Raw genomic sequence first — 24,535 nt, 5'->3', positions numbered from 1 at the left:
CCACCGGTCCCAGCTCAGCGCCACGGCGAGCTCAGCCGGGCTCCAGCGAGCGCCATTCCGCCACCACGTAGGGAGGCACGGGCAGTTCGCTGAAACCGCCCGGCAGCTGCAGGCGCAGGGGCCGGTCCTGCTGCAGATCGGCCAGCAGCGGGGCCAGATCGAACTCCACCGCCGCGGCCCGCCCATCGCTGGCGAGCTGGGGATTGGCGAGGGTGCGGTCGGGCAGCTGCCAGAGGCGCCGCCCGGAGCGCACCTCCAGCGGCGTCGGATGCTCCAGACGCAGGCGCCCCGGATAGCCGACGATGCGCAGCCGCAGGCTCGCATCGGTGCCATCACCCTCCCGGTAGGCCACCACCTGCCAGCTCTGGCTGTCGAGATCTCTCAGGCTCTCCAGGCTGCGCAGCACGGGGGCTCCGCTCTCGCCGGGGTGCTCGTGCAGCTGGGCGATCGCCGGCCGCGGCGTCAGCAGCAGCAGCAGGGCCGCCAGCAGCAGCAGCCAGGGCAGAACCAAGGCCCTCACGGGCGGGCCTCCGCCCCCGGGATCGGTTGCCAGTCGGTGTGGGTGGCCCAGAGCGCCCAGATCGCCATCGCCCGCAGATAGTGGCAGGCGCGGAAGGTGCCCGCGGCGGTGATCGCCTCCGGGGTGCGGAACTGCAGCCCGCCGCTGTACACCTGATCCACCACGGCGCTGCAGATGGCCTCGGCCGTGCTCCCCTCCCCCATCAGCCGGTAGTAGGCGGCCAGGCCGAAGTTGATGCCGGTCCAGACCTCGAGCGGATGGGTGCCTTCGGGATCCAGGGGCGTGCCATCGCGGCGCAGACCGTTGGCCGCCCCCAGGCGCCCGCCCTCGAAGCGCTCGAAGCAGGCCTCCCGCACCGCCTTCAGGCTGCTGCGGGCCCTCTCCTCGCTCACCACCGGTGGCAGGCCCAGCAGGCGGGCGTAGAAATCGCCGCAGAGCTGATCCGCCATCACCACCGGTGTGCCGCTGCAGGCATCGATGGCGTAGTGCTCACCGTTCCAGAGCAGGGGATCGAAGTGACTGCGGCTCTGCTCCAGCCAGCCGCCGAAGCGGTGCTGCTCCTCGGCGGTGTCCAGTCCCAGTTCCAGCTGCAGGCGCTGGGCCATGGCCAGGGCGGCTTCGAGGGCCGCGATCCAGAGGGCGCCGCAATAGGCGCTCACGCCCTGCAGGGGCCAGTCGTCGAAGGTCTGGTCCGGGGCACCGCCGTTGTCCGGCAGGCCGTCGTCGTTCTCATCGAAGCGCTTGAGGTAGTCGAGCGCCTGCACCGCCGCCGGCCAGCAGTCGGCCAGGAAGCGCAGGTCCTCGCCGCCGGGTGCCAGCAGGAAGGTGCGCCACACCTGCAGCACGAAATCGCTGGCCAGGTCCTTCCAGAGGTTGCAGTCCTGATAGGCGGTGTAGTTCGTCGCCTCGAAGGGGCGTTCGTTGGGGGCGCCGAGGTCGTGGGGCGTGGCCCCCACCCGCTTGCGCGGCGCCTCGACGCGGCCGCGGCCCTGGGTGAAGTACCAGCCGATCGGGCGCGGCGTGGGATCGCCTGCAGGGATGGCCCGGGCGAAACTGCGCAGCACCGCCTTGTCCAGCTCGGGCCAGAGCTGCAGCAGGGCGAAGGAGCCGTAGAGCCGCACATCGAGGCTCTCGTACCAGGCGTAATCCACGCACTCCAGCACCCCGAAGCGACCCACCGGGTTGTCGGCATCGGCAGCGGTCCAGAGCGTGCCGCCGCTGGCCAGGTCGTAGAGCTCGTTGAACAGGGCCATGCGCAGGTTCTCGGGCAGCTCGCGCCGCTCCAGCACCGGCTGCTGCCAGCGATCGATCGCCTCCCGCCAGCTGCGCCAGTGGGCCAGGGCCTCGCTGGCGATGGCCGCCGCCTGATCGCCGCCGCTGCCGAACACATCGGTGTAGCGGCGCAGGGCCCGGCAGCCGCTGGCGAAGCTGGTGACGGGGAGATCCCAGCTGATCACCACCGGAATCTCGATGCTGGCCCCCGGCTCCAGGGAGAAGCGCAGCGCCATGGCGGCACTGGCCTGCTCGTCGCCGCGGCTGGTGCGGTCGTTGTCGCTGTCGGGAATGGAGCCGTCAGCGGCGAAGGAGCGCCAGATCTCGCTGCCGTCGCCGCTGGGGTCCCAGCGGCTGCAGCGCTGCACCTGCACGCCGTCCAGATCGCCGGGCACCGCCAGGCACCACTGACCCTGCCCCTCGGCCAGCGGCACGCTGCGCTCGCCCTCCAGCAGCACGCCGCAGAGTCCGCCCTCATCCAGCTTGCGGTTGCGCTGCCCGCGGCCGCGGCCGATGGCCGGCACGTAGTTGTGCTCGGGGCTGCCGTCGTCGCGGAAGTGCACCTGCGCCGAGGGATCGGTGTTGGTGAACCAGCCGCAGGTGTTGCGCCAGGTGAGCAGCAGGGAACAATCGAGCCGCTGGCGGGTCGGGTTGTTCAGGCGCCAGCGGAACACCGCCACCGGATAGCTGCTGAGCCGGTAGTCGCCGGGAAGGATGGGGCTGAAGGCCTCGCAGCTCACCTCGGCCCGGAACACCCCCTCGTAACCGATGCGGCTGACGGGGTAGCGCGCTTCGTAGCGGCCCGTTTGTTGCTGGTCGTCGCTGGCCGGGTACCAGTTCCAGGCCGCCAGAGGCGGGTCAGTGGCATCGGGCCGTGAATCGTCCCGCTCGGGGGCGACGGCCAGGGCGTGGGCCCGCGATCCCTCGCTGCCGGTTTCGAACAGGGAGAACTGGCAGTCCGGCAGGGTGCCGAACCAGTGCTCACCGCCATCGAGGTGCCAGAGGGTGAAATCCCCGCGGGAGCTGCGGCCGATGCAGCCGGCTCCCAGCCCGCCGAGGGGCATGCCGTGCCAGGGACCGTCGTCGAGATTGCTGGCGTAGCGGACGGTGAAGGGCTTTTCCCATCCCATCCCGAAGGCCCGACTCCAGCTGGCCTCCAGGGCCGGCTCCTCCGGCTGGGAGCGGAAGCGGTCGCGCAGGCTGGTCAGGCCGAGGGGCGCCATGGAACCACCGAAGCAGGCGCCAGCTTGTCAGAGCTTCAGACTTGGCAAGCTGGGGCTTTGGGTGAGGCATCCAGGAGCCGTGTGGCTCCTGGACCGGGCCGGGCGCGTGAACCTGGCTCAGGAAATGGTTGACCAGAGATTGGGGTTGGACAGGAAAAAGTCTGGGTTCGACTGACTGAGGAAGTCGTCCGCCGTGGCGCCGATGATGATTGCTGTGCCGGAAGCTGCTTCAAGAGAACTGGCGGTCACGTTCTGGACAACAACAGCAAACTGAAATCCCGAGCCGAGGTCAACGCTGATGGTGGAGCTGGTGGTATTGAACTCGTCGATCCTCAGTTGATCTCTGTTGGAGACACCGGGAAGAAGAATTCGATCTTGATCGGTGAAGGTGAAGTCTCGAATGACGTCCACTTCGCCGACATTAGGTGATAGATTGGCGAAGTTTTCGCCATCGATTTCGGTGCTGTCCGTGCGGATGACAAAGCGATCCCTTCCGCTTGACCCACGCAGAGAATCCCTGCCGAAGTCGCCGATCAGGATGTCATTTCCATTTCCCCCGCTAAGGTTGTCGCTGCCTTTGCCGCCTCGAATCAGATCATTTCCGTTCTCGCCAAAAAGGCTGTCATTCCCATTGTTGCCATTGCCGAAATCGGCATCGTCCCGTAGGAACAGTCCATCGTCCTCCTTGCCGCCCCTGTAGAACTCTCGAAATGAGCCGCCTCTCAGGCTGTCCGCGCCAAGGTTGCCGTTGACCAGGTTGTCGTACCCAGGCGAGTTGATATCCGCCCCCGTGACAATATCGTTGCCGCCGAGCATGCGGATCGGTTTGCCCAGGAGCTCGGAAAAATTGTTCAGATTGACGGTGTCGGCAAAGTCGGAAAAGTTGTAGACGCCGTCGTCAGCAAGAACAAAGGTATTGACTTCGGGGGAGGGGGTTGTCATGAGACTGAGTCTGGCAGGCTCGTTCTAGCCAGGCCTTGATTGGATGAAATATTATGCGGATTCTCTAAAGATGCGAAAACATCATTTCTGTCATGTCCTGATGGCGTCCAGGCAGTCGCTTGCTGTTCGAGTGTGATTTGTCCTGAGGGCGTGCCACGTCCATGCCGCTGCCACACCTCGATCCCCGTCAACAGCGCTGAGCCGACCAGCAGGGCCGAGAAGCCCTGGCGCAGGCGCCGCTCGGGCAGGTGGGGAGCCAGGCACTGGCCGATCAGCGCGCCGCCGGCTCCGCCCAGCAGCAGTGGGATGAGCAGGGGCAGCGCGGGTCCGGGCCACTGGCCCAGGGCCAGCAGGGCCACCAGGGCATTGAGGGCGATCAGGGCGAGGCTGGTGCCGCTGGCCGTGGCCATCGGCAGCCCGGCCATCAGCACCAGGGCCGGCACGATCGCGAAGCCGCCGCCCACGCCTGCCACGCCGGTGAGCAGGCCCACCAGCACGCCCTGCAGGGCCAGCACCGTGTCTCTGCCCCCGCCGGTCCGGGCCGCGGCAGCGGTGGTCTTCGCGCCTCCGGGCGACCGGGTCAGCAGCCAGCTGGCGGTGAGAGCCGCCGCGATGAACACCGTCAGCTGAGCCGCCTCGGGGATCCATCCGCTCTTCACCAGGCTGCCGCCGGCCCAGCTGCCCGCCAGGGCGGGCAGGCCCAGCAGCAGCGCCGGCCTCGGGGCCAGCTGGCGCCGCTGCAGGTAGGGCCCCACGTTGGCGAGGGCCAGCAGCGCCACCACCATCAGCGAGAGCGGCACCGCCTGGTTGGTGGGCAGCCCCGCGCCGCTCACGAGCAGGGGCAGCAGCAGGATCGAGCCACCGGCACCGAGCACGGCCAGCAGGGCTCCGATCAGGCCCCCGCCGGCCAGCAGCAGCAGGGAGGTGGGGTCCGCCAAGGAAACAGCGCTCATGAATGTGTTCTCAACGATACCGGTATGAGCGCAATCTTCTGCATGATTCGCCTCAGTCCGGGCCGGCCTCCTGGTCCACCAGGGCGTCGATGGTCACGGCGGTGCGCACCAGGGCCTGATAGCGCCGCACCACGCGGCGATGCCGGTCGATCCAGGCCGCCGGATCGGATGCGCCACCGCCCGGGCTGCGGTCGGCCTGGCCCTCCTCCAGCAGATCGAGATCGCTCTCCCTGGCGATCAGGGCCAGCACCAGCTCGTGCAGGCGCTGCCTGCGCTCCGACTGCATCATGGCCATGGCCCGCTGCTCCACCCCATCGCCCACGATCCTCGGCCCAGCCCCCGCATCCATGTGATCGGCTGCGACGCGGGCGCCCCCGGCACGCTCCCCGCCGCTGCGCAGCGACTCCTCTGCCGCGCCGGGGTCATCGCGGCGCCGTCCCGGCTGCACCCGGCCCTCCTGGCCTGGTGGCGGCAGTCCCCAAAGGCCGTGCATCGACGCGATCCGGAGCTGCTGGCCAGCAACCGGCCCGAGGCCCTGATGGCCGATCTGGAGCGTTGGCTGGCCGCCGAGGCGACGGAGAACCCCGCGGTCGTGCTCGCCAGCGGCGATCCGCTCTGGTTCGGCATCGGCCGGCTCCTGCTGGAGCGGTTCGGCCCCGACTGTCTCGCCTTTCACCCCGCCCCCAGCTCGCTGCAGCTGGCCTTCGCCCGGCTCCGGCGCCCCTGGCAGGACGCGAGCTGGGTGAGCGTGCATGGGCGGGAGCCGGAACCCCTCGCGGCGGCCCTGCAGCGCCGGCCGGAGGCCCTGGCGGTGCTGCCCGACCCGGCCCAGGGCGGTGCGGCCGCGGTGCGCTCCATCCTGCGCGCCTCCGGCCTGGAGGCCGCCTACCGGTTCTGGATCTGCGCGCGTCTGGGTCACCCCGGTGAACTCGTGCAGCAGATCGAGCCCGGGGAGCCGCTGCCCGAGGCCCTGGACCCCCTGCATCTCGTGCTGCTGCTGAAGGCACCGCTGCCGGAGCCGATGGAGCTGCCCCTCTTCGGTGTGGACGACGGCCAGTGGCATCAGCACCCCGACCAGCCCGGCCTGATGACCAAGCGGGAGGTGCGGGTGCAGCTGCTGGCCGATCTGGATCTGCCCGCCGCCGGCGTGCTCTGGGACCTCGGCGCCGGTGTGGGCAGCGTCGGGCTGGAAGCCCTGCGGCTGCGGCCGGGCCTGCGGCTCCATGCCGTGGAGCGCCGCGGTGGTGGTGCGGCCGTGATCCGAGCCAATGCCCAGCGGATGGGCGTGAGCCCCGCCGCGGTCCTGGAGGCCGATGCCCTGGCGCTGCTGGAGCAGCCGGCCGCCCTGCCGGACCCGGACCGGGTGCTGTTGGGGGGTGGCGGTTCCGATCGGGTGAGGCTGCTGGAGCGGGTGCTCGAGCGGTTGCGGCCCGACGGGGTCGTGGTGGTGCCCCTGGCCACGCTGGAGGCCATCGGGCCGTTGCGGGCCCTGTTCGAGCGGCAGTCGCTTCAGGTGCGCATCAGCCAGCTCCAGAGCTGGCGCGGCCTCCCGCTGGCCGGCGGCACACGCCTGGCGCCGATGAATCCCGTCTTCATCCTCACGGGCGTGGCCCCGAAGCCTCGCCAGGATGCGGTGGCCCCTGAGGCTCCCCCCCGGTGACGCGCCTGAGTTTCCGGCAGTTGCAGGACCGGCTGCGGCGCGACTGGTGCGCGCTGGGCCCCGGAGCCCTGGCCCACTTTGACCCGCTGATCATCCCCTCGCTCAGCCTGGAGCAGCGGGAGATCGCCCTGGTGCCGGGCGTGCACCACTACGAGGAGCGCCAGCTGTTCGACCTGATCCGGCTCCGCCATCCCCAGGTGCAGGCCACCTACGTGACCAGCAAGCTGCTGCCGGAGCTGGTGGTGGATGCGGTGCTGGAACTGCTGCCGAGCATGCCGGCTGCCCATGCGCGCCGCCGCCTGCATCTGTTCGACGCCGATGACGCCTCCCCCCGGCCCCTGTCCGAGAAGCTGCTGGAACGGCCGGCCCTGCTGCGTCGGATCGCGTCTGCGCTCCGGCCGGAGCGCACGGTGATGACCTGCTTCAACGTGACGCCTCTGGAGAAGGAGCTCTCCGAGCGTCTGCAGATCCCACTCCTGGGAACCGATCCGCAGCTGGATCACTGGGGCAGCAAGGCGGGCAGCCGGGCCCTGTTCGCCCTTGCGGGAGTGCCCCATCCGCCCGGCAGCCCCCTGGTGCATCACCTGGACGGGCTGGCCGAGGTGGCCGCGGAGCTCTGGGAGGGCTGTGGCGGGCTGGCCCACGCCGTGGTCAAGCTCAATCACGGCTTCAGCGGCGAAGGCAACGCCCGCCTGCCCCTCGCGCCGCTGCAGCTGGAGGACCTGAGCCCGCGGCAGCGGCGCGAGCGGCTGGCCCGGGCGATGGACAGCCTGCCGATGCCGGTGGGCGACTGGCAGGAGCTGCTGGTCGCCCAGGGGGCTCTGGTGGAGGCCTGGCTGGAGCCGCTGGGCGGTGAGCAGCGCTCCCCCAGCGTCCAGGGCACCATCCATCCCGATGGCGGCGTGGAGGTGGTCTCCACCCATGAGCAGATCCTGGGCGGTCCCTCGGGCCAGACCTACCTGGGGTGCCGCTTCCCGGCCGATCCGGCCTACCGGCGCGCTCTGCACGATCACGGTCTCGCCGTGGGCCGGCTGCTGGCCGATGCGGGGGCCCTCGATCGCTTCTCGGTCGATTTCATCGCCCGGCGCCGGCCGCCGGGCGCTTCCCCCTCCCCGGCCTGGGATCTGCAGGCGATCGAGATCAACCTGCGCCAGGGCGGCACAACCCATCCGTTCATGGCCCTGCGCCACACCACGAACGGGCAGCTGACCGCTTCAGGCGACTACCTCACCCCCACCGGCGAGGCGCTCTACTACCGAGCCACGGACAACTTCGCCGATCCGCGTCTGCGGGGGCTGCTGCCGATCGATCTGATCGAGCTGGTGGCCGAAGCGGAGCTTCACTTCGATCCCGCCCGTCTGCGCGGCAGCCTGTTTCACCTGCTGGGCTGCCTGTCGGAGCACGGCAAGCTCGGCATGACCTGCATCGGCCGCAGCCCCGAGGAGGCCGAGCAGGTCTACGGCGCCACCGCGGAACGGCTGCTGGATCGCGCCGTGGCCCTGCATCTGGGCTGAGACCGGCCGCAGCGGCGGCCACCGATCAGTCGTCCGCGACCCCGCGTGTCTGCCGGGCTGCGATGGGTTCGGTCCGGAAGGCGTCGCCCACCGCCAGGCCCAGGCGGCGCGCCTCTCCGGCCCCCAGCTCCAGCACCCCGTCCACCGGTTCGGCGGGCCCGTAGCTCGGGCAGGGCAGCCTCGGGCAGGGCGCTGCGGCGTGCTCGATCGCCATGATCCGGCCATGCCGCACGAACAGCATGTCCAGGGAGGCGGGCGTGCGGTGCATCCAGAAGCGTGCCCGGCGCGGAGACGCAAAGGGGAACCACATGCCCCGCCCCCGCGGCAGCGCCGGCCGCAGCATCAGCCCCCAGCGCTGCTCCTCGGGCGTGTCGGCCACCTCCAGCTCCAGGCAGGGGCCTGCGGGGAGGCACCAGCGGGCCTCCAGCGGCAGCACCTGGGGCGGCGGGGCTGCGGCGGCGGGAGCGCCCAGCAGAAGGCCGATCAGCAGCGGCCGCAGCGCGGGACCCGCGGGCCAGGCCTCAGGCGCCATCGCCCGCTCGGCCGGCGGCCCGCTCGTTGCGGAGGTCGGGAGGCGACTCGCTCAGGCAGTAGCCCTGACCACGAACGGTGTGGATCAGCCGCGGCTCGCCCTGCTGCTCCAGCTTCTGGCGCAGGTAGCGGATGTACACCTCCACCACGTTGCTGGCGGCGTCCGGATCGTCCCAGACGTGGCTGAGGATCAGCTCGCGGCTGAGCACCTGGCCCTGGCGCAGCATCAGCAGCTCCAGCAGGTCGTGCTCGCGAGCGGTGAGCTCCAGCAGCCGGGTGCCGCGGCGCGCGTCACGGCTGCCGGGATCGAGGCTCAGGTCGCCGACCCAGAGCAGCGGCGCGCAGCGCTGCAGGCGGGCCTGGCTCTGGAGATGGCAGCGCAGCCGCTGCAGCAGTTCGCTGGGGGGATGGCCGGAGAGCCAGAAATCATCGGCACCGGCGCTCAGGCAACCGGCCCGGTTCTCGAGCGTGTCCTCCTCGATGTCGAGCAGCAGGGGCATGCCGCCGAAGCGCTGCCGCAGCACGGGGATCAGCCCGGCCTCCGTGGATGCCAGCAGGGCCACGGCGGGATGGGGGCCGGTGGCGGCCAGGCCGGTGGCCGCTCCGCTGGACCAGTCGAGCACCCCGTAGCCGGAGGCGCGGATGCGCTCGGCCAGGGCGGCGGCGCTCTCGCCGATCAGCAGCACCTGAGGCTCGCTCGTCATCCCGTGACCCCGCCCTCACCCTCCGGCTTGGCCACGTGGGGGAGCCCCCAGCCCAGCTTGTTGCGTAGCACGCCGAAGAACTCGTGCTCCCCCAGGCGCACGAAGCGGGCCCGGTGTTCGCTGCGGCGGATCAGCACCCGGTCCTCGGGCCACACGTAGCAGCCGGCGCTGCCGTCCACCACCATCATCAGGCGCTCGGGAGTGGCCGGAAAGATCGTCACCGGCTCCTCGTCGCTGAACACCAGCGCCCGCGAGGCCAGTGAGTGGGGTGCGATCGGGGTGAGCTGGAGCACGGGGCAGTCGGGCGTGATCACCGGGCCGCCGGCGCTGAGGGCGTAGGCGGTGGAGCCCGTCGGGGTGGAGAGGATCACGCCGTCGGCGGCGATGTCCACCGGCACGTGCCGCCCGACGGCGATCTCGAAGTGGCACATGCTCGTGAGCGGCTCCCGGTGCAGAGCCATCTCGTTCAGGCAGAGCACCTCCCAGCGCCGCAGGTCGCCGCGCAACACGCTCACCACCAGCAGGGTGCGTTCCTCCACCGTCCAGCGCTGGTTCATCACCCGCTCGAGGGCCTGATCTAGCTCCTGCAGGTAGGTCTCGGCCAGAAAGCCGAGATGGCCGGTGTTGATGGTGAGGATCGGCACGCCGATCGGTGCGGTCTGACGCGCGGCCGAGAGCACGGTGCCGTCGCCCCCCAGAACGATCGCCAGCACCATGTCGGAGTGGAAGCCGGCGGGCACGCAGGCGGCGTAGCCCAGGGTGCGCAGGTGCTGATCGGGGTTGGCGAAGCCCACCATCCCGCCGGAGCTGCTGGCCGTCACCACCTGGTGACCGGCCGCCGTCAGGCGGGCCTCGATCGAGGCCGCGGTGCGGACCGCCAGATCCTTGCCGTCATTCACGATCAGTCCAACCGCGGGCACCGATCGAGCTCGAGAAAGGGCGAGTGTATGGGACCTGGCCGGGGGGTCGCCTCGGGGGCGGGGTCTCCGTCACAGGCCCGCCGGGCGCGGGGCCCCTCAGAACTGCTCGAGGAAGCGCAGGTCGCTGGTGAAGAAGCGGCGGATGTCATCGATGCCGTGGCGCACCATGCAGAAGCGCTCCACGCCGAGCCCCGCGGCGAAGCCGCTCCAGCGGGCGGGATCGAGGCCCAGCCCCTCCAGCACCGCCGGGTCGACCATGCCGCAGCCCATCACCTCCAGCCAGCGCCCCTTCCACTGCACGTCCACCTCCGCCGAGGGCTCGGTGAAGGGGAAGTAGCTGGCGCGGAAGCGGACGGGCAGATCGCCGAAGAACGCCCTGAGGAAGGCCATCACCGTGCCGCGGAGATGGCCGAAGTGAAGGCCCTCATCGATGGCCAGCACCTCCACCTGGTGGAACACCGGTGAGTGGGTGGCGTCGGAGGCATCGCGCCGGAAGACCCGACCCGGGGCCACGATCCGCACCGGAGGCGGCGTCTGCTCCAGGTGGCGGATCTGAACCGGCGAGGTGTGGGTGCGCAGCAGCCGGCCCTCCTCCAGATAGAAGGTGTCCTGCATGTCCCGGGCCGGATGGTGAGGCGGGATGTTCAGCGCGGTGAAGTTGTGGTGGTCGGTCTCGATCTCCGGCCCCTCCTCCACCCGGTAGCCGAGTCCGCAGAACAGATCGACGATCTCCTCGGTGGTGGTGATCAGGGGATGGCGGTGCCCGGTGGGGATGCCGCTCGGCGGGGCCGTCACATCGAGCGTCTCGCTGGCGATCCGGGCGGCCATGGCCTGATCGTCCAGGTTGGTGCGGCGGCTGTTCAGCAGCTCCTGGACCTGGCTCTTGAGCTGATTGGCCCGCTGTCCCACCACGGGCCGGTCCGGCCCCGGCAGCCGGCCCATGGCCCCGAGCAGGCCTGACAGCCGCCCCTTCTTGCCGAGCAGCGACACGCGCAGCTGCTCCAGGGCGGCGGCATCGGCGGCGTCTGCGATGGCCGTGGCCGCCTCCGCCTCCAGCTGATCCAGCTGGGCGCTGAGGAGCTCGAGGCTGACGGGACCGCTCACGATGGGCGCTGGCTGGCGCCCGACTGTAGAGAGCCGCTGCGGGGGCGCCGATTAGCGTCGCTTCCCGGGATCCACTCGGGTCCGCATGCGCGTCGCCGCGCTCATCGCCGCTGTGGAACAGGCCATCGAACCCCTCCGGATCCTGATCAGCAACGACGACGGCATTTTCGCCGACGGCATCCGCACCCTGGCGGCGGCGGCCTCGGCCCGTGGTCACCGGGTCACGGTGGTCTGCCCGGACCAGGAGCGCTCCGCCACCGGCCATGGCCTGACGCTGCACACCCCGCTGCGGGCGGAGCGGGCTGATGCGCTGTTCGCCGCCGGAGTGGAGGCCTGGGCCTGCAGCGGCACCCCGGCCGACTGCGTGAAGCTGGCCCTCTTTCACCTGCTGGAGGAGCCCCCCCAGCTGGTGCTCTCTGGCATCAACCACGGCCCCAACCTCGGAACCGACGTGTTCTGCTCCGGCACGGTGGCCGCCGCGATGGAGGGGATCCTCGAGGGGGTGCCGTCGATGGCCGTGAGCAGCGCCTGCTTTCAGTGGCGCCAGTTCGAGCCCGCGGCCCGGGTCGCACTGGAGGTGGCCGAGTCCACCCTGGCCGGCGGCTGGCCGGACCAGCTGCTGCTGAATCTGAACGTGCCGCCGCTGGCGGCGGAGGCGATGAAGCCCCTGCGCTGGTGCCGGGCGTCGGTGCGGCGCTATGAGGACCAGTTCAGCCGAAGGGTCGATCCCCGCGGCCGCACCTACTTCTGGCTGGCCGGGGAAGCGATCGTGGATCTGGAGTCGTCGGGGGAGGGGCCGGAGCACTGGCCGAGCGACGTGGCCCAGATCGTGGCCGGCGGGCCCTCGCTCACCCCGATGCAGCCGGAGCTGTTCTGGCGGGGACCGCTCGCCGCCCTGCCGCCCCTGGCGCCGGACCCGGTGCCGTCCAGACCGGCCGGAGCCTGAGCCCTCAGCCCGTGGGCCGGTGGATGCGTTGCAGCAGCCAGAGGCTGAAGCAGAGCCCGATCAGATGGGCGAACAGCACCTGGGTGTTGCTCAGCACCGAGAGCATCTCGATCGCCGTGATCGGGTAGCCGGCCATGCTGCGGGAGCCGCCGGCACCGAAGAACCCCGGCACCTGCATCGAGGCCTGCACGAACAGGCTGCCGGCCAGCGACTGGTACCCCACCGCCGCCAGCACCAGACCCGCGAGATCCGCCAGCAGCCCCCGTTTGATCAGGCGGGACGTCTCCGAGCGCGAGGGCCGGACCTGGCTGGCGAGGGCACGGCCGCAGCGCACCAGCAGCCAGCCCTGCCAGAGGCTGAACAGCAGCACAAAGAACGACAGCGTGGTCAGCGACAGTCCCGGGCCGAGCCCCAGGGCCCGTTCGGTGTTGGTGGCCAGACGACCGCCGATGTTGTTGAACAGCAGCACCACCACCACCACCACGCCGAGGCTCAGCTGAATCCAGAACCGGATCCAGCTCAGTCGCTTCAGGGCGGCTGAGATCATCTGCAGGTCGAGGCGGTCGGCCATCGAGGGCAGGGCGCTGCTGCGCTTCAAACTTGCCACGGTGCCAGTCCGGCCCGCCCGGCCCGTGGCCTGCCGCCGGCTCCATTCCGTCCTCTCTCCCCTCGGTCTTGATTCCGCTCTGCTCCCCCGATGCGGCCCAGCGCCCCACCGCTGTGGCCCTGGGCAGCTTCGATGGCCTCCATGCCGGCCACCGTGCGGTGATCGAGGCGATCTGCCCCGGCGGGCCGGGCCGCGGGGAGGTCGCTGCGGAGGCCGTGCCCACCGTGGTCAGCTTCTGGCCCCACCCCCGCGAGGTGCTGCAGGGCGAGGTGAGGCTGCGGCTGGACCTCCCCAGCGAGAAGCTCGAGCTGCTGGAGCCCCTCGGGGTGCGGCAACTGGTGCTCGTGCCCTTCACCGAGGCCCTGTCCCGGCTGACGCCGGAGGCTTTTGTGCGCAGCGTGCTGCAGGAGCAGCTCAGGGCGGTGCGTGTGGCGGTGGGGGCCAACTTCCGCTTCGGCCGCGGTCGGGCCGGCGACAGCGGCACCCTGGCCGAACTGGGCCGCGATCTCGGCATCGCGGTGGAGGTGGTGCCCCTGAAGCAGGAGGGCGATGTGCGCCTCAGCAGCAGCCGCATCCGCCGGGCCCTGGCCTGCGGGGATCTGGCCGCTGCGGCCCGTCTGCTGGAGCGGCCCTACCGCTTCAGCGGCAGCGTCACCCCGGGGCGCGGCCTCGGCCGCACCATCGGCTGGCCCACCGCCAACCTCAGGATCGATGGCCGCAAGTGCCTGCCCATGCAGGGTGTGTATGCGGTGCGGGTCTGGCTGGAGAGCGGCGCGGAGCCGGAGGGGCCACTGCCGGGTGTGATGAATCTCGGCCCCCAGCCCACCGTGGATCCCACGGCTCCCTCTGCGGTGGAGGTGCACCTGCTGGGCCGCAGCATCGATCTGGCCGGCTGCAGCCTGCGGGTGGAGCCGGTGGCTCTGCTGCGGCAGCAGGTCCGCTTCAGCGGGATGGAGGAGCTCGGCGAGCAGATCCGGGCCGATGCCGCGGCGGCCGAGCGGATCCTCAGCGCCGGTCTCTGAGCCTCAGCCGGTCGTCGGGTAGGCGTGGGTGAGGCCCCAGACGATGAACAGGCCGATGCCTCCCAGGAGCAGCACTCCCCAGATCAGCACCAGCATCGGGCTGTCGGTGCGACCCTGTTGCATGGTGTGGCCTGCCGTGCTGCCCTCACAGAGTACCGATGGCGATGCCCTCTGCCTCAGGCCAGGCCGCGGATGAGTCGCGGGCCATCCTGCGGCTGATCGATGCGAATCTCGACCGGGCCCGCGAGGGCCTGCGGGTGGTGGAGGAATGGTGCCGCTTCGGGCTGGAGCGGGCCGATCTGGTGGAGCGGTTCAAGGATCTGCGCCAGCGGCTGGGCCGCTGCCATGCCGATCGCTATCGGCTCGCCCGCGACACCGGCGGGGATGTGGCCGCGGGGATGGGCCATCCGGCCCAGGCCGCCCGCCACACGGCCCGTGACGTGGTGAGTGCCAACTGCGCCCGGGTCCAGGAGGCCCTGCGGGTGCTCGAGGAGTTCGGGCGCCACGGTGATGCCGCCCTGAGCCGGGAGGCGGCCCACTGCCGCTACAGCCTCTACGACCTGGAGATCGCGGTGCTGCGCGGCGGCAGCGCCGATCCCGCTGCGGACCCGGGGCGGCGCCAGCGCCTGCAGGAGTGCGCCCTGTACTGGGTCACCAGCCCCTGCCGGGACCTGCCGACCCGGCTGGAGTCGGCGCTCAGCGCGGGCCTGCGGCTGGTGCAGTACCGCTGCAAGGACGGCGATGACGGCGATCGTCTGCAGGAGGCCCTCGAGCTGGCGGCGCTGTGCCGGCGTCATGGGGCTCTGTTCATCGTCAACGACCGCGTTGATCTCGCCCTGGCGGTGGACGCCGACGGGGTGCATCTCGGTCAGGGCGATCTGCCGGTGCAGGCCGCCCGCGCGCTGCTGGGCCCCGATCGCCTGATCGGACGGAGCACGCACGCCATCGCCCAGCTGCACCAGGCCATCGCCGATGGCTGTGATTACGTCGGTGCCGGACCGGTGCATGCCACCCCCACCAAGCCGGGGCGAACGCCCGTGGGTGCCGGCTACGTCCGCGAGGCCACGGCCCTCAGCACCATTCCCGTGTACGCCATCGGAGGCCTGGAAGCCGGCAACCTGGACCCGCTTCTCTCGAACGGCATCCGGCGCGTCGCTGTGGTGCGGGCCATCAGCGAGGCCGGCGATCCGGCGGCCGCCACGGCCGATCTGCTCCGACGTCTCGATGCCTCCGGCCCCGTCTCCTCCCTCCCCTGAGCCCATGAGCCGACCCCCCAGTGAGCCCGCCACCGTGCAGATCCAGCTGAACGGGGCACCCCATCGCTGCGCCGCCTCCAGCTCGCTCGATGCTCTGCTGCGCGGCGCCGGTTACAACCCCGACGGGGTGGTGGTGGAGGTGAACGGTGTCATCCTGCCCAGGCCCGGCTGGAGCGATCACGTGCTGGCCGAGGGCGACGTGCTCGAGGTCGTCACCATCGTTGGAGGGGGTTCCTAGAGTCCTTCCAGCAGGTGAATCAGTGACGGAGTGACCGTTTTCCCCCCCACCGGCAGGGCTCGTTCCCGGTCGATCCGGCGTCTCGTGTCCCTACTGCTGGTGCCGCTGCTCGTGGGCGGCCTGATGCTGGCCACACCCGATCCGAGCTGGGCGGCCCGCGGCGGCCGCATCGGCGGCGGCAGCTTCCGTGCCCCCTCCATGCCCCGCAGCAGCGGCGGCGGGTCCTTCTCCGGTGGCGGCTACCGCAGCGGTGGCTTCGGGGGCGGCTTCGGCTTCCCCTTCATCATCCCGATCTTCGGCTTCGGGGGCGGCGGCCTGTTCGGCTTCCTGATCCTCATGGCCATTGCCGGCGTTCTGGTCAATGCCATCCGTGGAGCCGGCGGCGGTCAGGGGGGCTCACGGCCGGTTCTGAACGCCACGCCCAGCTCCGCCAGCATCCTTCAGGTGCAGGTCGGTCTGCTGGCCAGCGCCCGTGAGCTTCAGCAGGACCTGCGTCAGCTGGCCGCCTCCTCGGACACCTCCAGCTCCAGCGGCCTGCAGCGCCTGCTGCAGGACACCAGCCTGGCCCTGCTGCGCCACCCCGAGCTCTGGGTCTATGCCCGCGCCGATTCGGGCCAGGTTCCCTTCAGCTCGGCCGAGAGCACCTTCAACCGCCTCTCGATGACCGAGCGCAGCAAGCTCGACGCCGAGGTGACCAGCAATGTGTCCGGGCGGAAGCTGGTGCCCACGAGCGCCGGCCAGGCGGGCGATGCCGATGGCACCAGCGACTTCATCGTCGTGACGCTGCTGGTGGCCTGCCGCTCCCGCATGACCCTCAAGGGCAGTGACACCGCCCAGGATCTCTCCGAGACACTCCGGGTTCTCGGTTCGATCTCCTCGAGCGACCTGATGGCGCTTGAGGTGATCTGGCAGCCCGATGGCGCCGGCGACGTGCTCAGTGCCGATGATCTGGTCACGGCGTACCCGGATCTTCAGCATCTCTGAAGCCTTGCCCGGCAGGGCCGCAAGACTTCACAAACTCTTCGTCTCCAGCAGCCGTGATCGAGACGTTCGTCCGCGTACGTTGACGCCTCCGCCATCACAGTTCCGTTGCGTTCCGCTCCCCAGACCGGCAACCCGAGCACCCATCTCACCGACACCCTCGCCATGAAGTGGCAGGACAACGGTGAGCTCTGCCCGCTCGATCGCCGCGCCCTGGTCGAGCGTCTGAGCCGGTTCGAGTCCGCCAGCCACGGTGAGGAGCTCGAGCGCCTGTCCGCTGATACCCCCGCTGCGATCAGTGCCTGACCTCAGGCCTTCTGCCCGGGCCGCCCATTCAGCAGTCGCAGGGCGGCCATCCCGGCTCCGTAGCCGTTGTCGATGTTGACGACACACAACCCGGGCGCGCAGCTGGCCAGCATCCCCTCGAGGGCCGTTCGTCCTCCGGCGCTCACGCCGTACCCCACCGCCACCGGAACGCCGATCACCGGTTGGGGCACCAGCCCCGCCACAACGGTGGGCAATGCCCCCTCCATGCCGGCGCAGACGATCAGCACCGCGAACTCCTGCAGCCGCTCCAGTTGAGCCAGCAGCCGGTGCAGCCCGGCCACGCCCACATCGGCGATCAGCTCGGTGGCCATGCCGTGGGCCCGCAGGCAGAGCTGTGCCTCCAGGGCCACGGGCAGATCGCTGCTGCCGGCACAGAGCACGCCCACCCGGGCCGATCCGGCGGGGATGGGTGGCGGCGGCCCGACCATCAGCAGGCGGGCGCAGGGCTCGTAGGTCCAGGGATGCAGCAGCGCCTCCACCGTTATGTCCTGGTTCGCAGCGGCGAGGCAGGTCCGCACAGCCGCCTCCTTGTCCGTGCTCACCCGGGTGACGAGAGCCAGTTCGCCGGCGCGCCGCAGGCCCGTGATCACCTCGGCGATCTGCTGGGGGCTCTTGTGCTCCCCCCACACCGCCTCCACCATCCCCAGCCGCTGCCGCCGCTGCAGATCCAGCCGCGCCAGCCGGTCGGCCGGCGGGGTGGCCGCGTCGCTCATCGGGTCGGCGGCGGGGTGGTTCGCAGCGGCTGCAGCTCACCCTCGCGGATCAGGGGGAAGGGCTGATCAAGGTCCAGGACAGCCTGGTCCCCAGTCCCGGCTGCCGCGGGCCCCGGCTCCGGGTCACGAGCCAGGATCGCCCGCACCGTGCGCTCGAACTCCTGCTGCACCTGCTCCACCTCCTCCGCCGGGATCGCCTTCCACTGGCTGCGGCTGGCCCAGCGGATCAGCAGCACCCCTTCCTCACGCTCCGGGTCCCAGAGCAGATCCCGGCCCAGGAAGCCCTCCTGGTCCGCCAGCCAGGGCTCCCATGTGGCAGCTTCGGCTTCCAGCCACACGGCGCGGAAGCGGGCCGGAACCCGCAGGTTCAGCTGTTCCACCACCTGGACCTCCGCCGCCCGGGCGGGAGGGGGCGCATCGGGGCCCGCGAGCATCAGCAGCACTGCAGCCAGTGCGAGCACGCTATGCAGAAGCCGCCGCCGAACGGGCCGGAGACGGTCATGGCGAGGGGGAGAGCCAGGCATGGGGTTCAGGCTCAGCACCGCTCCAGCAGCGCCACGGCGTGGGCGGAGATGCCCTCCTCGCGTCCTTCGGCTCCCAGCCGCTCGTTGGTGGTGGCCTTCACGCCCACGGCGGAGGGCTCCAGCTTCAGCCGGGCCGCCAGATTGGCGCGCATGGCTTCGATGTGGGGCTTGAGCTTCGGGCGCTCGGCGATCACGACCGAGTCGATGTTCACCACGCGCCAGCCCTGCTCCGTCACCAGAGCCAGCACCTGTTCCAGGAGCATCAGGCTGTCGGCACCGCGCCAGCGGGGATCCCCGGGGGGAAGTGGAGCCCGATGTCCCCCAGCGAGAGCGCTCCCAGCAGGGCATCCATCACGGCATGCACAAGCACGTCGGCGTCGCTGTGGCCATCCAGGCCCAGGCCGTCCGGGTGCTCGAGCTGCACGCCACCGAGGATCAGCGGCCGGCCCGCCGTCAGGCGGTGGATGTCGTAACCGTTGCCGATGCGCAGACCCATGCTCCAGGCGCCCTCTGGGGACGCTTCCGATGATGGCGCCCCGGCCCGTCGGGCCAGCCAGCGGCGGTGGAGGTCGGGGCGACGGGCCGCGGTGCGCTGCTCCTGCTGGGTGGTGCGCCAGCGCTGCACGGCGCCGTGGTCGCCGCTGCGCAGCACATCGGGCACCGCCATGCCCCGGAACTCCGCCGGCCGGGTGTAATGGGGGTGCTCCAGCAGCAGATCGCTGTGGCTCTCCTCCTCCAGCGAGGCCGGGCTGCCCACGGTGCCGGGCAGCAGGCGAACGACGCCATTGATCACGGTCATGGCCGGCAGCTCCCCGCCGGTCAGCACGTAGTCCCCCACCGACACCTCCTCATCGGCCAGGCTGCGGATGCGCTCGTCGAAGCCTTCGTAGTGGCCGCAGAGCAGCACCAGCTGCTCGCAGTCCCCGGCCCAGCGCCGCAGGTGGGCCTGCTGCAGGGGTCTGCCCTGCGGGGTCATCAGCAGCACCCGCCGGTTCGGACACTGCGGGATTGCCGCCATCGCCGCGAACACCGGCTCGGGCTTGAGCACCATGCCCGCCCCGCCGCCGTAGGGAATGTCGTCGACCTTGCGGTAGCGGTCGCTGGCGTGGTCCCTCGGGTTGTGGGTGTGCAGCTCGGCGATCCCCGCCGCCAGGGCCCTCCCCACCACGCCGAGTTGCCGCAGCGCGTCGAAGACGCCCGGCACCAGGGTCACCACATCGATGCGCATGGGGCGGCGGTCAGGATCTCAGGCGGCGGATCTCCGAGCAGAAGCTGGCCTGAACCGGGGTGCCGTCGGCCCGCTGGGCCGTGGTGCTGCGCAGGCGCAGATTCGGCTTGGTGAACCAGATGCGCTCGCGCCGCTCGTCGTCGCTGCCGGCGCCGCTCAGCAGCTCCAGGCTGCCATCGGGCCAGAACTGCCAGCGGCTTCCGGCTCCGGCCGGCTCGGGGGCTCCATCGGCGCTCCCGCCCTGCCGGCGGCAGCCCAGCCCGCCATCGGGGTGAAACCAGAGCCAGCTGCTGCCGCCGTCCGGCCCCTGCACCCGGAGACCGCTGACGCCGTCGTGCTCGGCGGCCGGAAGGGCCGTGATCTCCAGCTCACCCCGCTCGCTGCTGTGCCACTCGTCATCCGCCGCGCTGAGCACGAAGCGGCTGCGCAGGCTGAGCCAGCGGCCGCCGCAGAGGCTGAGGAAGGTCTCCAGATCCGCCGGCGGGAAGGTCGGCTCGTCCGCCGTGCCGGCCGCCTCGTCGGTGGCGGAGGCTGAAGGGGTGTCGGACATGGCAGGGGGCGGGTCGCCGGCGCCTCATTCAATCGCCCCGGTAGCCGAGCTCGGCCAGGCGGGCCGGACGGCTGCGCCAGTGGGGCACCACCTTGACGAACAGCTCCAGGTAGACCGGCCCATCGATCAGTTTCTGCATCTGCCGCCGGGCGGCGCTGCCGATGTCGCGCAGCATGCGGCCGCCCTTGCCGATCAGGATGCCCTTCTGGCTGGTCCGCTCCACCAGGACGGTGGCGAGCACCGCGGTGCGGGGTCCATCCGGCACCACGCGCTCCACCTGCACGGCCACCGAATGGGGCACCTCCTCGCGGGTGCGGTGCAGCACCTCCTCGCGGATCAGTTCCGCCAGCAGCAGCCGCTCGGGCTGGTCGCTCACGGTGTCAGCGGGATAGAGCTGGGGCCCGGGAGGCATGGCGGCGGTCAGGGCCTCCTGCAGAGCGGGACAGCCCTCCCCCTCCAGCGCGCTGCAGGGATGGATGGGCCAGTCCACACCCGCCTCGTGCAGCCAGCTCCGGTGCCCCTCCAGGCGGTCCTGCCGCTGCGCCGCGGTGACCTGATCCCACTTGTTCAGGGCCAGGAACACCGGCTGCCGCTGGCGGGTCAGCAGGTCGGCGATGAAGCCGTCTCCCCGTCCCGGCGCCTGGGACCCGTCCAGCAGAAACAGCACGGCGTCCACGTCCCCGATGGCGTTGCGGGCGCTCTGCACCAGCCGCTCGCCGAGCAGGTGATGGGGCTTGTGGATGCCGGGCGTGTCCACCAGCACCAGCTGGGCCGTGTCGGTGGTGAGGATCCCCCGCAGCCGGTTGCGGGTGGTCTGGGCCACGGCGGAGGTGATCGCCACCTTGCGGCCCACCAGCCGGTTGAGCAGGGTTGATTTCCCCACGTTGGGCCGGCCGATCAGGGCCACGAATCCGGAGCGGTGCGTCTGGGGCATGGCTCCAGCCTGGCAGCGATGATGACGGGGGTTGCCCGCACCCCGCGTCATGGATGCCGCACCGACCTTCGAGGAGGCGATGGAGACCAGCGCCCGCCTGCTGCGGCTGTGGGACGAGGAGCAGATCAGCGATGAGGTGCTGGCCGATCAGGTGGCGGGCCTGGTGAGTCATCGCAACGGGGCCCGCGGCTTCTTCGTGGTCGCCCTCTCCGGCGAGTCCGCCCTGATGGACCGTCTGCCGGAGGCTCTCGCCCGCTGCCTCAGCGATGCGGGCCCGCCCGTGGTGGACCTCACCGCCCGCAATCTGGCCATGTGCACGGCGATGGCCCTGCACCACGGCCGCCGGAACAACCCGGGCCAGCAGGAGGGCTCACTGCGGGTGCAGGAGCGCTGCATCGAGCTGCTGCGGGTTCTCGATTCCGCCGCGGTGAGCGAGCGACTCACCACCCTGCTGGCCGCCGCGCGGGATGGTCAGGGCAGCGATGTGGCCTTCCTGGAGCGCTGGGGCTACGACGCCGACCAGCGTGCCGCCATCGTTGAGGCGATCGCCCGGGTGCCCAGTTGACGGCGCCGCTGCTGGTGACGGGGATGCACCGCAGCGGCACGTCGCTCCTGGCCCGTCTGCTGAGCCGGCTCGATCTGGCGATGGGCGGTGATTTCCCGCCCGCTGATGCCGGCAACCCCGACGGCTACTTCGAAGACCGGAGCGTTCTGGCCTTCAACCGTTCCCTGCTGCGCCGGCTGGTGCCGGCCGGTGAGGAGGGCTGGCCCGACTGGGGCTGGACCCGCTCCGGTGTCCTCGCCTCAGCCTGCTCGCCGGAATGGCTCGACGGAGCCCGGCGGTGCCTGAACCGCCTCGCTGAGCAGCATGCCTCTCCCTGGGCGGTGAAGGACCCCCGCTTCTGCCTGCTGCTCGATCTCTGGCTTCGCGTCAGCCCCGATTCGCTGGTGCTGGCGATCTACCGCCACCCCTGTGATGTGGTGGATGCCCTGCAGCGGGTGCGACCACCGCTCTTTCTGGAGCATCCCTCCTGGTGCGTCCCGATCTGGTTGCACTACAACCGCCCGCTGCTGGCCCTGAAGCGCCGCCACCCGGACCGGTGTCTGCTGCTCAGTGCCCAGCGCCTGGTGGCGGACATCGATGGTGTAGCCGCCTGGTTGAGCCGGAGGCTGCTGCCGCAGCTCCCGACCCCATCGGCAGGGTCCTACCGCTCCCTGCTGCGCGTTGGCCGGCTGGCCTGCACGTCCCCCACATCCCATCTGCGGGGCCTGTACCGGAGCTGCGCTCCCGACGCCGAGGCGCTGCACGCCGACCTGGAGGCCCTGGCCGATCGGCCCAGCCTCGCCTCGCCGGCCGCGGCGAGCCCCCCGGCCATCGGGCCTCCCCCGGGCCGGACGCTCCCGTGCTGAGCGTGATCATCGCCACCTTCAATCCCTCTGAGCTGATCCTGGAGGCCCTGGCGAGTGTTCGGGATCAGCAGCATCTCCTCAGCTGTGGTTCGCTTGAGATCGTTGTGGTGGACGACGGCTCCACCGATCCGGCCAGCCTGGCCCTGCTGGATGGAATCGCCGCCGAGGGAATCGCGGTGCTGCATCAGCCCAACCGCGGGCTTTCCTCGGCCCGCAATGCCGGCATCCGGGCGGCGCGTGCCCCCATCCTGCTGCCCCTGGATGACGACAACCGTCTGCTGGCGCCCTATCTGCGCAGCGGTGTGCCGCTCCTGCTCGAGCATCCCGAACTGGCCGGGGTCTACGGCGACCGCCAGGACTTCGGCATCGACAACGGTGTGCGCCGGATCGGGGCGCTGACGCTGCCGGAGCTCTGCAGCATGAATCGGATCGATGCCTGTGCGCTGATCCGGCGTGAGTGGTGGGAGCGGTGCGGCGGCTACGACGAGTCGCTGACCGCCCTGGAGGATTGGGACCTCTGGCTCGGCATCCTGCGCCGTGGCGGGGTCCTGCACCATCTGCCGGAGCTCTGCTTCGCTTACCGGACCCGGCCCGGATCGATGGTGCGACGGCTCTATGACCAGCCCGCCAGGCTGGCGGAGCTGCATCGTGTTCTCTCGGCGAAACACGGGCTTCAGCTGGGGGTCGCCCGCCAGGAGTTCAGTGCCTCGATCACCCTGCCCGACTGCCGCACCTGGCTGGATCTGTCCGCCTACGGGCGCTACGGCGATGGGGCCATGGCCCAGGGACCCACCCGGTAGAGGCGGTAGGGATCCGATGCCGCTCCCGTGGGATCCGGCGGCCCATCGGACTGGGGATGCAGGGAGACCCTGCCGTCGAAATTCAGTTGCAGCCTGAAGCGATCGGCCCAGCCCCTGCGGTACAGCGCCTCCCGGGCCACCGCGTAGGCCTCGGCCACGGTGCGCTGCCGATCCACGCTTGAGGCGCTGGCGGTGTGGAGGCGGTGCCGATAGAGCGTCCGCGGCAGATGGGCCACATCCCCGATCTCGGCCAGTCTCAGGCTGAGGTCGTAATCACCCGCGTAGGGAAATTCCGCTCTGTAGCCACCGATGGCCCGGTAGGACGACATCCGCACCAGCCGCAGGTGGAACGGGATGAACTGCACCAGGCTGGCGAGCGGCGAATAGGGCGTGAGGCTGCGGTCGCCCTGGCCGATCAGGGCTCCCTTCTGATCGATCTCCTCATAGCGTGAGTAGACGAAGCTGCAGGACGGATGCTCCCGGAGCGCCTCGGCGCAGAGCGCCAGGGCCTGCGGATCCAGGACGTCGTCTCCATCGAGCTGAGCGAAGGCTTCCGCTTCGGCCTGGCGGAGCATCCGGTTGAGGGACCCGAAATTGCCGAGGTTGCGGCGGCCGACGAGGACCGTCAGCCTCCGGTCCCGGGCGGCCTCGTCCTGCAGCCAGCGGCCCAGATCCTCTCCGCAGGCGCCGGGACCATCGATGCGCAGGATCAGGCTCAGATCCTGATGGGTCTGGGCGCGCACGCTGGCGATGGCCTGCTGCACCATCCACAGCGGCTGCCGGTAGATCGAGGTGGCAACGACGATGTGCATGGCGCAAGTCGGAGGCTCTCTGGGCTCCCCGGTGCGTTCCGCCCAAAGAAAAAGGCACCCCGCGAAGGGTGCCTGGTGAGGATTCTCTGGAAGCGGGTTCAGTCTCGCCGTCCGCCGCCCTGAATGGCGATGATCAGGCGCAGGATGAAGATGAACAGATTGATGTAGGTGAGATACATGCCCAGCGCACCGGCCAGGTACTGCTCATCGCTGTAGGTGCGCGGCATCGTGTAGAAGTCCACGAAGGCCGCACCCACAAACAGCACGGTGCCGAAGCCGGCGATCATCAGCTCGAAGCCGTTGCCGCCGAACATCCCCGGTGCGAAGAAACTGCCGATCAGCTGCACCACCATGGCGATGATCAGGCCGATCAGACCCAGGCCCACCACGGCCGAGAGGGACTGACCGACGCTGTCGCTCATCCGGCGCCCGGCGAAGGAGGCCACCACGAAGGTCAGGCCGGTGGCCAGAGCCGCGGTGCCGATGGCCCCGATGCCCGCCACGCCGATGGCGTAGGCCACCAGTCCGCTGAGGGTGAAGCCCGTGATCAGGCTGTAGGCCGAGAGCAGAGGGAGGGCGGTGCCGTTGTTGCCCTTCATGGCCACGTTCTGGGCCACGAAGAAGAGGATGAAGTTGCCGATCAGTGCCACCCAGAACAGGGGCATGAACAGGGGGCTGCCGCTGCCGATCAGGCTCAGGCCACCGATCACACCGGCGGCGGTGAGCACCATGCCGCCTCCCACGTAGGGAAGGGCCTTGTTGACGACGTTGGGACCCACCAGGGCGCTCGACTGCGCCTCGCGGATCGCTTGCTGAAAGTTGCTGCTGGCTGGCATCTGCCCCA

At 70.7% G+C, this 24,535-nt stretch carries 27 protein-coding genes and 1 pseudogene; 11 read left to right on the top strand and 17 right to left on the bottom strand.

Features of this window, described 5'->3' with window-relative positions; translation table 11 throughout:
* Positions 1-31 precede the first annotated feature (31 nt).
* The 5 genes from EVJ50_RS06610 to EVJ50_RS06585 form a co-directional block, all read right to left on the bottom strand.
* The gene (locus EVJ50_RS06610; RefSeq protein ID WP_150883063.1) at positions 32-511 is read right to left on the bottom strand and encodes a DUF3122 domain-containing protein; all 480 of its coding nucleotides are present in this window, start codon (positions 509-511) and stop codon (positions 32-34) included.
* Positions 512-516: 5 nt separating this feature from the next.
* Positions 517-3,015 (bottom strand): GH116 family glycosyl hydrolase, encoded by a 2,499-nt coding sequence (locus EVJ50_RS06605; RefSeq protein WP_150883062.1) that lies wholly within the window; start codon positions 3,013-3,015, stop codon positions 517-519.
* Between the two features lie 117 nt (positions 3,016-3,132).
* Positions 3,133-3,957, bottom strand: a complete 825-nt coding sequence (locus tag EVJ50_RS14570) for a calcium-binding protein (protein WP_191964895.1) — start codon at positions 3,955-3,957, stop codon at positions 3,133-3,135.
* Positions 3,954-4,910 (bottom strand): sulfite exporter TauE/SafE family protein, encoded by a 957-nt coding sequence (locus EVJ50_RS06590; protein ID WP_150883060.1) that lies wholly within the window; start codon positions 4,908-4,910, stop codon positions 3,954-3,956. Before EVJ50_RS06590 ends, EVJ50_RS14570 begins: the two co-directional genes overlap by 4 nt.
* Before the next feature lie 52 nt (positions 4,911-4,962).
* Complete coding sequence (locus EVJ50_RS06585; protein ID WP_150883059.1) at positions 4,963-5,199, bottom strand: hypothetical protein; 237 nt, start codon at positions 5,197-5,199, stop codon at positions 4,963-4,965.
* Positions 5,200-5,223: 24 nt separating this feature from the next.
* On the opposite strand from EVJ50_RS06585, the gene cbiE reads away from it, so the two are divergent.
* Both cbiE and EVJ50_RS06575 read left to right on the top strand, forming a co-directional pair.
* Positions 5,224-6,570, top strand: coding sequence for a precorrin-6y C5,15-methyltransferase (decarboxylating) subunit CbiE (cbiE, locus tag EVJ50_RS06580; RefSeq protein WP_370455635.1), 1,347 nt, complete (start codon positions 5,224-5,226; stop codon positions 6,568-6,570).
* On the top strand, positions 6,567-8,084 hold the full coding sequence (locus EVJ50_RS06575; protein ID WP_150883058.1) for a peptide ligase PGM1-related protein: 1,518 nt from the start codon (positions 6,567-6,569) through the stop codon (positions 8,082-8,084). Before cbiE ends, EVJ50_RS06575 begins: the two co-directional genes overlap by 4 nt.
* A 25-nt stretch (positions 8,085-8,109) precedes the next feature.
* On the opposite strand, the gene EVJ50_RS06570 is transcribed toward EVJ50_RS06575, so the two are convergent.
* From EVJ50_RS06570 to pheS, 4 genes are all read right to left on the bottom strand, one after another.
* Positions 8,110-8,616: a DUF192 domain-containing protein gene (locus EVJ50_RS06570; protein ID WP_150883057.1), complete on the bottom strand. Its 507-nt coding sequence runs from the start codon at positions 8,614-8,616 to the stop codon at positions 8,110-8,112.
* Positions 8,606-9,319 carry a response regulator transcription factor gene (locus EVJ50_RS06565; RefSeq protein WP_150883056.1) on the bottom strand — a complete coding sequence of 238 codons (714 nt, stop codon included), beginning with the start codon at positions 9,317-9,319 and terminating at the stop codon, positions 8,606-8,608. Before EVJ50_RS06565 ends, EVJ50_RS06570 begins: the two co-directional genes overlap by 11 nt.
* Positions 9,316-10,239: an NAD(+) kinase gene (locus tag EVJ50_RS06560; RefSeq protein WP_150883055.1), complete on the bottom strand. Its 924-nt coding sequence runs from the start codon at positions 10,237-10,239 to the stop codon at positions 9,316-9,318. The genes EVJ50_RS06565 and EVJ50_RS06560 overlap by 4 nt, the downstream gene beginning before the upstream one ends.
* A gap of 96 nt (positions 10,240-10,335) precedes the next feature.
* Positions 10,336-11,343: a phenylalanine--tRNA ligase subunit alpha gene (gene pheS / locus EVJ50_RS06555; RefSeq protein ID WP_150883054.1), complete on the bottom strand. Its 1,008-nt coding sequence runs from the start codon at positions 11,341-11,343 to the stop codon at positions 10,336-10,338.
* A 124-nt stretch (positions 11,344-11,467) separates the two neighbouring features.
* Here pheS and surE point away from each other — a divergent pair, with 124 nt between their 5' ends.
* Positions 11,468-12,289 carry a 5'/3'-nucleotidase SurE gene (gene surE, locus EVJ50_RS06550; protein ID WP_150884907.1) on the top strand — a complete coding sequence of 274 codons (822 nt, stop codon included), beginning with the start codon at positions 11,468-11,470 and terminating at the stop codon, positions 12,287-12,289.
* A gap of 4 nt (positions 12,290-12,293) precedes the next feature.
* On the opposite strand, the gene EVJ50_RS06545 is transcribed toward surE, so the two are convergent.
* Positions 12,294-12,860 (bottom strand): DUF3611 family protein, encoded by a 567-nt coding sequence (locus EVJ50_RS06545; protein ID WP_150884906.1) that lies wholly within the window; start codon positions 12,858-12,860, stop codon positions 12,294-12,296.
* 104 nt (positions 12,861-12,964) lie between these two features.
* On the opposite strand from EVJ50_RS06545, the gene EVJ50_RS06540 reads away from it, so the two are divergent.
* From EVJ50_RS06540 to EVJ50_RS06520, 5 genes are all read left to right on the top strand, one after another.
* The gene (locus tag EVJ50_RS06540; RefSeq protein ID WP_150883053.1) at positions 12,965-13,918 is read left to right on the top strand and encodes a bifunctional riboflavin kinase/FAD synthetase; all 954 of its coding nucleotides are present in this window, start codon (positions 12,965-12,967) and stop codon (positions 13,916-13,918) included.
* Positions 13,919-14,076: 158 nt separating this feature from the next.
* Complete coding sequence (locus EVJ50_RS06535; RefSeq protein ID WP_150883052.1) at positions 14,077-15,174, top strand: thiamine phosphate synthase; 1,098 nt, start codon at positions 14,077-14,079, stop codon at positions 15,172-15,174.
* A 4-nt stretch (positions 15,175-15,178) separates the two neighbouring features.
* Positions 15,179-15,412 (top strand): sulfur carrier protein ThiS, encoded by a 234-nt coding sequence (gene thiS / locus EVJ50_RS06530; protein ID WP_150883051.1) that lies wholly within the window; start codon positions 15,179-15,181, stop codon positions 15,410-15,412.
* A 123-nt stretch (positions 15,413-15,535) separates the two neighbouring features.
* Positions 15,536-16,396, top strand: coding sequence for a DUF1517 domain-containing protein (locus EVJ50_RS06525; protein ID WP_150884905.1), 861 nt, complete (start codon positions 15,536-15,538; stop codon positions 16,394-16,396).
* A 105-nt stretch (positions 16,397-16,501) separates the two neighbouring features.
* Positions 16,502-16,699, top strand: a complete 198-nt coding sequence (locus EVJ50_RS06520) for a hypothetical protein (protein ID WP_150883050.1) — start codon at positions 16,502-16,504, stop codon at positions 16,697-16,699.
* 2 nt (positions 16,700-16,701) lie between these two features.
* Here EVJ50_RS06520 and larB read toward each other — a convergent pair whose 3' ends face one another.
* The 5 genes and pseudogenes from larB to era all read right to left on the bottom strand — a co-directional run bounded on the left by larB (position 16,702) and on the right by era (position 20,669).
* Complete coding sequence (gene larB, locus EVJ50_RS06515; protein WP_150883049.1) at positions 16,702-17,433, bottom strand: nickel pincer cofactor biosynthesis protein LarB; 732 nt, start codon at positions 17,431-17,433, stop codon at positions 16,702-16,704.
* Positions 17,430-17,867, bottom strand: coding sequence for a TIGR03792 family protein (locus tag EVJ50_RS06510; RefSeq protein ID WP_150883048.1), 438 nt, complete (start codon positions 17,865-17,867; stop codon positions 17,430-17,432). The genes larB and EVJ50_RS06510 overlap by 4 nt, the downstream gene beginning before the upstream one ends.
* A gap of 101 nt (positions 17,868-17,968) precedes the next feature.
* Positions 17,969-19,185: pseudogene (trmD, locus tag EVJ50_RS14980) on the bottom strand (tRNA (guanosine(37)-N1)-methyltransferase TrmD).
* A gap of 10 nt (positions 19,186-19,195) precedes the next feature.
* Positions 19,196-19,735, bottom strand: a complete 540-nt coding sequence (locus EVJ50_RS06495; RefSeq protein WP_150883047.1) for a phycobiliprotein lyase — start codon at positions 19,733-19,735, stop codon at positions 19,196-19,198.
* Between the two features lie 28 nt (positions 19,736-19,763).
* On the bottom strand, positions 19,764-20,669 hold the full coding sequence (gene era, locus EVJ50_RS06490) for a GTPase Era (RefSeq protein ID WP_150883046.1): 906 nt from the start codon (positions 20,667-20,669) through the stop codon (positions 19,764-19,766).
* A gap of 49 nt (positions 20,670-20,718) precedes the next feature.
* Between era and EVJ50_RS06485 the strand changes: the two genes are divergently transcribed.
* Genes EVJ50_RS06485 through EVJ50_RS06475 form a run of 3 tightly spaced genes read left to right on the top strand, consistent with a single transcriptional unit; the run spans position 20,719 to position 22,879 of the window.
* Complete coding sequence (locus EVJ50_RS06485) at positions 20,719-21,234, top strand: hypothetical protein (RefSeq protein WP_150883045.1); 516 nt, start codon at positions 20,719-20,721, stop codon at positions 21,232-21,234.
* Positions 21,231-22,079 carry a sulfotransferase gene (locus tag EVJ50_RS06480; protein ID WP_150883044.1) on the top strand — a complete coding sequence of 283 codons (849 nt, stop codon included), beginning with the start codon at positions 21,231-21,233 and terminating at the stop codon, positions 22,077-22,079. The genes EVJ50_RS06485 and EVJ50_RS06480 overlap by 4 nt, the downstream gene beginning before the upstream one ends.
* A complete protein-coding gene (locus EVJ50_RS06475) occupies positions 22,073-22,879 on the top strand; it encodes a glycosyltransferase (protein WP_191964893.1) in 807 nt (268 codons plus the stop codon). The genes EVJ50_RS06480 and EVJ50_RS06475 overlap by 7 nt, the downstream gene beginning before the upstream one ends.
* Here EVJ50_RS06475 and EVJ50_RS06470 read toward each other — a convergent pair.
* A complete protein-coding gene (locus EVJ50_RS06470; RefSeq protein WP_150883042.1) occupies positions 22,840-23,691 on the bottom strand; it encodes a glycosyltransferase in 852 nt (283 codons plus the stop codon). The two genes, EVJ50_RS06475 and EVJ50_RS06470, sit on opposite strands and share 40 nt — an antisense overlap.
* A 98-nt stretch (positions 23,692-23,789) precedes the next feature.
* On the bottom strand, positions 23,790-24,527 hold the full coding sequence (locus EVJ50_RS06465; protein WP_150883041.1) for a Bax inhibitor-1 family protein: 738 nt from the start codon (positions 24,525-24,527) through the stop codon (positions 23,790-23,792).
* Between the last annotated feature and the right edge of the window lie 8 nt (positions 24,528-24,535).

The sequence above is a fragment of the Synechococcus sp. RSCCF101 genome (assembly GCF_008807075.1).
Classification (GTDB): Bacteria; Cyanobacteriota; Cyanobacteriia; order PCC-6307; family Cyanobiaceae; genus RSCCF101.
This window is presented reverse-complemented; position numbering and strand designations above follow the sequence as displayed.

What these genes read in the sequence shown, in the direction of transcription:
- EVJ50_RS06545 (WP_150884906.1), bottom strand. Translation starts at nt 12,860, where the DNA reads ATGGCCGACCGCCTCGACCTGCAGATGATCTCAGCCGCCCTGAAGCGA.
- EVJ50_RS06510 (WP_150883048.1), bottom strand. Translation starts at nt 17,867, where the DNA reads ATGCTCGCGGGCCCCGATGCGCCCCCTCCCGCCCGGGCGGCGGAGGTC.
- EVJ50_RS06525 (WP_150884905.1), top strand. Translation starts at nt 15,536, where the DNA reads ATGCTGGCCACACCCGATCCGAGCTGGGCGGCCCGCGGCGGCCGCATC.
- EVJ50_RS06495 (WP_150883047.1), bottom strand. Translation starts at nt 19,735, where the DNA reads ATGTCCGACACCCCTTCAGCCTCCGCCACCGACGAGGCGGCCGGCACG.
- EVJ50_RS06535 (WP_150883052.1), top strand. Translation starts at nt 14,077, where the DNA reads ATGGCGATGCCCTCTGCCTCAGGCCAGGCCGCGGATGAGTCGCGGGCC.
- EVJ50_RS06590 (WP_150883060.1), bottom strand. Translation starts at nt 4,910, where the DNA reads ATGAGCGCTGTTTCCTTGGCGGACCCCACCTCCCTGCTGCTGCTGGCC.
- thiS (WP_150883051.1), top strand. Translation starts at nt 15,179, where the DNA reads ATGAGCCGACCCCCCAGTGAGCCCGCCACCGTGCAGATCCAGCTGAAC.
- EVJ50_RS06465 (WP_150883041.1), bottom strand. Translation starts at nt 24,527, where the DNA reads ATGCCAGCCAGCAGCAACTTTCAGCAAGCGATCCGCGAGGCGCAGTCG.
- larB (WP_150883049.1), bottom strand. Translation starts at nt 17,433, where the DNA reads ATGAGCGACGCGGCCACCCCGCCGGCCGACCGGCTGGCGCGGCTGGAT.
- EVJ50_RS14570 (WP_191964895.1), bottom strand. Translation starts at nt 3,957, where the DNA reads ATGACAACCCCCTCCCCCGAAGTCAATACCTTTGTTCTTGCTGACGAC.
- EVJ50_RS06585 (WP_150883059.1), bottom strand. Translation starts at nt 5,199, where the DNA reads ATGATGCAGTCGGAGCGCAGGCAGCGCCTGCACGAGCTGGTGCTGGCC.
- EVJ50_RS06485 (WP_150883045.1), top strand. Translation starts at nt 20,719, where the DNA reads ATGGATGCCGCACCGACCTTCGAGGAGGCGATGGAGACCAGCGCCCGC.
- EVJ50_RS06565 (WP_150883056.1), bottom strand. Translation starts at nt 9,319, where the DNA reads ATGACGAGCGAGCCTCAGGTGCTGCTGATCGGCGAGAGCGCCGCCGCC.
- era (WP_150883046.1), bottom strand. Translation starts at nt 20,669, where the DNA reads ATGCCCCAGACGCACCGCTCCGGATTCGTGGCCCTGATCGGCCGGCCC.
- EVJ50_RS06570 (WP_150883057.1), bottom strand. Translation starts at nt 8,616, where the DNA reads ATGGCGCCTGAGGCCTGGCCCGCGGGTCCCGCGCTGCGGCCGCTGCTG.
- EVJ50_RS06605 (WP_150883062.1), bottom strand. Translation starts at nt 3,015, where the DNA reads ATGGCGCCCCTCGGCCTGACCAGCCTGCGCGACCGCTTCCGCTCCCAG.
- EVJ50_RS06470 (WP_150883042.1), bottom strand. Translation starts at nt 23,691, where the DNA reads ATGCACATCGTCGTTGCCACCTCGATCTACCGGCAGCCGCTGTGGATG.